General features: G+C 73.0%; 6 protein-coding genes. 1 reads left to right on the top strand and 5 read right to left on the bottom strand.

Going from position 1 to position 6,634, the window contains the following annotated elements; all coding sequences use genetic code 11:
• A partial coding sequence (locus ACWD6N_RS03225; protein WP_450004383.1) for a hypothetical protein occupies nucleotides 1–362 on the bottom strand: 362 nt, incomplete at its 3' end.
• A gap of 194 nt (nucleotides 363–556) precedes the next feature.
• The gene (locus tag ACWD6N_RS03220) at nucleotides 557–1,180 is read right to left on the bottom strand and encodes a mycothiol-dependent nitroreductase Rv2466c family protein (RefSeq protein WP_354963986.1); all 624 of its coding nucleotides are present in this window, start codon (nucleotides 1,178–1,180) and stop codon (nucleotides 557–559) included.
• 221 nt (nucleotides 1,181–1,401) lie between these two features.
• Here ACWD6N_RS03220 and pepN point away from each other — a divergent pair, with 221 nt between their 5' ends.
• On the top strand, nucleotides 1,402–3,951 hold the full coding sequence (gene pepN / locus ACWD6N_RS03215; protein ID WP_354963985.1) for an aminopeptidase N: 2,550 nt from the start codon (nucleotides 1,402–1,404) through the stop codon (nucleotides 3,949–3,951).
• A gap of 129 nt (nucleotides 3,952–4,080) precedes the next feature.
• Here the strand turns inward: pepN and ACWD6N_RS03210 are convergent, their stop codons facing one another.
• The 3 genes from ACWD6N_RS03210 to ACWD6N_RS03200 are packed head-to-tail and all read right to left on the bottom strand — an operon-like array spanning nucleotide 4,081 to nucleotide 6,307.
• Entirely contained in the window at nucleotides 4,081–4,488 is a 408-nt protein-coding gene (locus tag ACWD6N_RS03210) for a DUF5130 family protein (protein WP_354963984.1), read from the bottom strand.
• On the bottom strand, nucleotides 4,475–4,795 hold the full coding sequence (gene ctaJ / locus ACWD6N_RS03205; RefSeq protein ID WP_449937138.1) for an aa3-type cytochrome oxidase subunit CtaJ: 321 nt from the start codon (nucleotides 4,793–4,795) through the stop codon (nucleotides 4,475–4,477). The genes ACWD6N_RS03210 and ctaJ overlap by 14 nt, the downstream gene beginning before the upstream one ends.
• Nucleotides 4,796–4,843: 48 nt before the next feature.
• The gene (locus ACWD6N_RS03200; RefSeq protein ID WP_354964028.1) at nucleotides 4,844–6,307 is read right to left on the bottom strand and encodes an amidase; all 1,464 of its coding nucleotides are present in this window, start codon (nucleotides 6,305–6,307) and stop codon (nucleotides 4,844–4,846) included.
• Between the last annotated feature and the right edge of the window lie 327 nt (nucleotides 6,308–6,634).

The raw sequence follows: 6,634 nt of genomic DNA, 5'->3' as shown, positions 1-6,634 counted from the left end.
GGCGCGGGTTCGGCCGGCGCGGCCGCCGACAGCGGGGCCGGCGCGTCCGCCGACGGTGTGGCCGCCGACAGCGGGGCCGGCGCGGGCGCCGACGGTACGGGAGCCGCCTGGACGGCCAGCGCGGGGATCCCGAGCGGCTCCGCCGGCGGGCTGTCGGCGGGCGGGGTCAGGCGGGAGGTGACCGGGACCCGGGCCACGCCGACCACGATGGGCGGGGCGAGCAGGTCCACCAGGTGGGCGGGAAGGTCGGGACGAACCACCGGCCAGCGGGAGTCGTCGACCGACCAGTAGGCCGCGCCGGAAGTCTCGATCACCCCCTGCCGGGTCAGTTGATCGTCACCGGACGCACGGTGCTTGGCCATCGGGATTGCCTCCACGAGCTGCGGGGTGCGGCCCTGCGGGTCGCTGCGGCGGACACCGAGGGAAACGAGGCCGCCCGTCCACCGGTGACGCCGTGACCGTTCCCGGCCCCGGCGGCGCACCCGGCGTCCGACGCGACGCGCCCCCGCCCGGGCAACCGACGGTGTCCGGAACGGGGGCGCGTGGTGGTCGTGGATCAGTCGAAGATCGGGCCCTGCTCGCGGGTGCGCTTGAGCTCGTAGAAGCCCGGGGTGCCGGCGACCAGCAGTACGCCGTCCCAGAGCCGGCCGGCAGCCTCCCCCTTCGGCGCCGGCGTGATCACCGGGCCGAAGAACGCGACCTGGCCACCGTCCGGGCCGGGTGCGTGGATCACCGGGGTGCCCACGTCCTGCCCGACCGGCCGCATACCGGCCTCGTGGCTGGCCCGCAGCGCCGCGTCGTGCTCGGTGCCGCCGGCCACCTCGGCCAACGACGGGTCCAGGCCGGCGTCGGTCAGCGCGGCGGCGAACAGCTCCGGCCCGAGCTGCTCCTTGCCGAGGTGGATCCGGGTGCCCAGCGCCGTGTAGAGCTTGCGGACGGCATCCGAGCCGTAGCGCTCCTCCACGGCGATGCAGACCCGCACTGGACCCCAGCCGCTCTTCATCAGCTCCTGGTACTGCTCGGGCAGGTCCCGGCCCTCGTTGAGCACCGACAGGCTCATCACGTGGAAACGGATGTCCACGTCCCGGACCTGCTCGACCTCCAACAGCCAGCGGGAGGTGATCCACGCCCACGGGCAGATCGGATCGAACCACATGTCCACGGCGACACGTTCGGTCACGGTGAGGTCCCTTCGCGACAGGTGGCGCCGGCGATCCGGCGTCTCCACGAATCTTCACCCCGGGCCGCGCCGGCTGGCACCCGAATCAGAGCGTGACCTCGGCCACCGGCGGCTGCCGGTACGTGGAAGACTCGGATCCGGACCGGCCGCCACGAGCGGTCGGCGGACGGGCGCCGCCGGGCGTACGGCGAGACGTGGGATGGAGACGAACAGTGCCGGGAGTGCGCAACCTGACGCAGGTGGAGGCGACCGAGCGGGCCCGCCTGCTCGACGTTACGGGGTACGACATCAGTCTGGACCTGTCGACGGCCGTGCTGGCGGCCGACGGCCGCACGTTCCGGTCGACGACCGAGGTCCGGTTCCGCTGTGCCGAGCCGGGCGCGAGCACGTTCATCGAGGTGGCCGCCGACGCGGTGCGTTCCGCCACCTTGAACGGCGCTCCGGTCGACCTGTCCGACTGGTCGGCCGAGAAGGGCCTGACCCTGTCCGGGCTGGACAGCGAGAACACCCTGGTGGTCGACGCCGACTTCGGCTATTCCAACAGTGGTCAGGGGCTGCACCGCACGGTCGACCCGGTGGACGGCGAGACGTACCTCTACAGCCAGTTCGAAACGGCCGACGCGCAGCGGGTCTTCGCCTGCTTCGACCAGCCGGACCTGAAGAGCGTGTACACCTGGCACGCCACCGTGCCGGCGCACTGGCGGGCGGTGTCCAACATGCCGGTGCAGCGCGAGGAGCCGGCGGGTGAGGGGCTCAAGACGCTGCACTTCACCGAGTCGCCCCGGATGAGCACCTACATCACGGCGATGTGCGCCGGGCCGTACCACGAGGTGCGCGACACCCACGACGGCATCGACCTGGGCGCGTTCTGCCGGGCGTCGATGGCGCCCTACCTCGACACGGACGACCTGTTCCTGATCACCAAGCAGGGCTTCGACTTCTTCCACGAGAAGTTCGGGGTGCGCTACCCGCTGCCGAAGTACGACCAGCTCTGGGTGCCCGACTTCAACGCCGGCGCGATGGAGAACTTCGGCTGCGTGACGCACGCCGAGTCGCACTACCTGTTCCGCTCGCAGGTCACCGACTTCGAGTACGAGCAGCGCGCCAACACGATCCTGCACGAGATGGCCCACATGTGGTTCGGCGACCTGGTCACCATGCGCTGGTGGAACGACCTGTGGCTGAACGAGTCGTTCGCCGAGTGGGCCAGCCACTGGTGCAACACCAACGCCACCCGCTTCACCGAGGCGTGGACGACGTTCCTGTCCATCCGGAAGAACTGGGGCTACCGGCAGGACCAGCTCTCCTCCACCCACCCGGTCTACACCGAGATGCCGGACATGGAGGCCGTGGAGGTCAACTTCGACGGCATCACCTACGCCAAGGGCGCGAGCGTGCTCAAGCAGCTCGTCGCGTACGTGGGTGAGGAGCCGTTCGTGGCCGGGCTGCGGGCATACTTTGGCAAGCACGCCTGGGGCAACGCCACCTTCGACGACCTGCTCACCGAGCTGGAGGCGGCCTCGGGCCGGGAGCTGCGCAAGTTCGCCGCGCAGTGGCTGGAGACCGCGCAGGTCAACACGCTGCGCCCGGAGGTGACGATCGGCGCGGACGGCACGTACCAGCAGGTCGTCGTCCGGCAGGAGGCGCCGGCCGCGTACCCGACGATGCGGACGCACCGGATCGGCGTGGGCCTGTACGACCTGACCGACGGGCGGCTGGTCCGCCGCGAGCGGCACGAGGTGGACGTGACCGGCGAGCGCACCGACCTCGCCGAGCTGCGCGGCGTCCGGGCGGCCGACGTGCTGCTGCTCAACGACGACGACCTGAGTTACACCAAGCTGCGCCTCGACGACCGGTCGATGGCCACGGTGGTGCAGCACATCGGTGGCTTCGAGTCGTCGCTGGCCCGGGCGTTGTGCTGGACCGCGGCGTGGGACATGACCCGCGACGCGGAGCTGGCGGCCCGCGACTACGTGGCGCTGGTGGTCAGCGGGCTGCCCGCCGAGACCGACATCAACCTGGTCACCGCCACCCTGCGGCAGGCGACCACCACCCTCACCCTGTACGCCGACCCCGCCTGGGCGCCGACCGGCTGGGCCGAGCTGGCCCGCACCGCGAGGGACGCGCTCGCGGCGGCCGAGGCGGGCAGCGGGTTCCAGCTGGCCTGGGCCCGGGCGTACGCCTCGGCGGCCCGCTCCGAGGAGGACCTGGCCACCCTGCGCGGCTGGATGGACGGCTCCGGCGCGCCGGCCGGGCTGACCGTGGACACCGAGCTGCGGTGGACGGTGCTCGGCGCGCTGGTGGCCAACGGCGCGGCCGGCGCCGCCGAGGTCGAGGCGGAGCTGGCCGGTGACCGCACCGCCAGTGGCGAGCGGGAGGCCGCGTACGCGCACGCGCTGGTGCCGACCGCGGAGAACAAGACCGCCGTGTGGGCGCTGCTGACCGGCCCGGACGCGCTGCCCAACTGGCGGCACCGGGCGCTGTTGCAGGGCTTCGCCCACCCGGCGCAGGTGGAGCTGGTCGCCCCGTACCGGGAGCGGTACTTCGCGGCGGTCGGCCAGGTGTGGGCCACCCGGGACAGCGAGCCGGCGCAGGAGTTCGCCCAGCTGGCGTACCCGACCTACCTGGTGGAGGACGACACGGTGGCGGCCACCGACGCGTGGCTGGCCGGCGACGGGCACCCCGGCCCGCTGCGCCGGCTGGTCGCCGAGGGCCGCGACGGCGTCGTGCGGGCGCTCAAGGCCCGAGCGAAGGACGCCCAGGGCGCCTGATCGGCCGTATCCGACCGAGGGGTCGGCGTGGGCGGCAGCCCGCGCCGGCCCCTCGGCGTGAAACCAGCCCGCACAGAGCGAAGCCCGGCCCGCTGAAAGCGGGCCGGGCTTTCTCGTATGAGGAAGGGCTCAGCCCTTGCCGGCGTGGCTGGCGAGCTGGTCGAGGCCGTTGATGATGCCGCCGGCCAGGTCGCCCCCGCTGAACGCGCCGACCATGGAGAGCGCGGCCAGCTTGGCGTACGTGTCGGGGATGCGCTTGCGGGAGTGCCGTCCGGTGACGATCTCCAGCTGCCGCTGGTTGGGCGACACCGCGATCAGCACCGACTTGTCGGGGTTGGCGAGCTGGCGGTGCAGCCGCTGGGCGTGCTCCCGGACCGGCTCGTCGAGGCCGCCGACGAAGACCGAGAAGACCAGGCCGGTGCCCTGGTCGGCCAGGCGTAGCGCCTCGTCGATGCGCAGCAACTGACGGGTCGAGAACGGCCCGTCCAGCACCTCGGGCGGATTTACCGTCCCGGCCTGCTCCTCACCAACGGTCACTTGCGCCTCCGGTTCCACCGGCCGGCGCCTCAACGCTGGCCTGCTCAAGCTTGTGGCTGGTCAGCGCGGGCGCCTGCGCGCCCGCAGTCAGCGCGGTGCCGGCCGAGTCGGCCAGCTGCTCCGGGCGGCCAAGGAACCAGACCGGAGTGAAGTCGAAGGGTCGGCCCGGGCGGTAGCGCTTGGAGCCACCACCACCACCGGTACCACCGCCGCGGCCGCCGGCGTACGCCAGGCCGGCGATCACCAGCACTGCGGCCGCCGGGATGCCGACGAAGACCAGCAACGTCTCGGTAACAGACAATCCCAACGCCCCCAGGCGGAAGAAGGACCTCGAACAACCGGGTCGGATGAACGATCATGATGGCGATCGGCCGACTCCGTCGCCATTCACGTTAGCGGAGTCGACGGCCCGCCAGATTGCGGGGTGCCGATCCCATTGGTCACACCAGTTCTCCAGTTGCGCAGCGGCCGCGATGAGTCGCGCGTCGTCGCCGTACCGGCCGGTGAGCAGCACCCCGACGGGCAGGCCGTCGGTGGTCGTGCCCAGCGGCAGGGACACGGAGGGATCGCCGGTGACGTTGAAGATGGCGCAGTAGGGCGAAAAGCGGCGTTGCCGGTCGAAATCGGCCGCCGGGTCGCCGTCCGCGGTGAACCAGCCGACGGGTGCCTGCGGTGTGGCCAGGGTGGGACAGAGCAGCAGATCGCAGCCTGCGGTGCGGCGGGCGCCCAGGCGTACCTGGGCCTGCAACTCGCCGAGGGTGGCGGCCAGGGCGCCGGCGGAGACCTCGGCACCCCGGGCTCGCAGCAGCCGGGTCAGCGGCAGCAGCTCCGACTCCCGCTGCGGTGGCACCGGGGCCAGCGCCAGCACGTACCAGATGACTTCGAACAGCGGCCACGCCTCCGGCCCGAGCGGCGCCGGCACCTCGACCACCTCGTGGCCTGCGGCGGTGAGCAGCGCGGCCGCCCGGTCCACGGCGGCCACGCAGTCGGGGTGCACCGGCTCGTCGGCGAGCATCGGGGTGGTGAACCGGCCGATCCGCAGTCGGCCGGGCTCGGCCCGGCGGGCGGCGGCCAGGTAACCGCCGGGCGGCGCGGCCGGCGGCAGGTAGGGCTCACCGGGCACCGGCACGGCCATGACGTCGAGTAGTGCGGCGACGTCGGTGACGGTCCGGCCGAGCGGCCCGCTGGTGGGCAGGCCGAAAGCGCCGGAGCCGAGCGGCCCGCCGGAGACCAGGCCGCGGCTGGGTTTGTAGCCGACCAGGCCGCAGAGCGACGCCGGGATGCGCAGCGAGCCGCCGCCGTCGGAGCCCTGGGCGACCGGGACCAGCCCGGCCGCGACCGCCGCCGCCGCGCCGCCGCTGGAGCCGCCGGCGGTGTACGCGAGCTGCCACGGATTGCGGGCCGGCGGCGCGACCCGGCCCTCCGAGTAGAGCGAGCAGCCCAGCTCGGAGGTGGTCGTCTTGCCCAGGCTCACCAGCCCGGCGGCCTTGATGAACCGGACCACGTCGGCGTCGACCGGCGGGACGAAGTCGACGAAGGCAGCCGACCCGAAGGTGGTGCGGACCCCGGCGGTCAGAGTCAGGTCCTTGATCGCGGTCGGTACGCCGTGCAGCGGGCCACGTCCCTCGGCGGGCACGGCGTCGGCCGCGCGGGCGGCCTCCCGGGCCAGTTCCGGAGTGACCGTGACGAAAGCGCCCACGGTGTCGCCGATCGCCGCCACCCGGCGCAGGTGGTGCTCGACCAGGTCCCCGCTGGACAGCTCGCCGCGCGCCACGGCGGCGGCCTGCTCCAACGCGGTCAGGTCGTGCATGTCGGCCATGCCGTCATCCTGCCGGCCGCCGGCCTCCGGTGCACTCGTCACGCGCCGACGATCGGCAACCGGCCGCCGCCGCTCTCGCCGCCGCGCCCTTGGTCGCCGTACAGCCGCTCGTCGCGGGTGCCCGCCCGGTTCCCGCTCGATTGCTCCGCCGCTGCCGCCGGACCGCCGACAGTCCTTCAGACAGCCTTTGCACTGCTTCAACGCACGCAACAAGGGAGCGTCCGATATCCGGACGGTCGGTGTTGCGTGGAGTGAAGCAGAGCAAAGGCTGTCGAGGGGGTGGGTAAGGCCGCCACCGTCGTTGGGAAGGCCGCCACCGCGGGGGGC

It is taken from the genome of Micromonospora sp. NPDC005163 (assembly GCF_053599835.1).
This window is presented reverse-complemented; position numbering and strand designations above follow the sequence as displayed.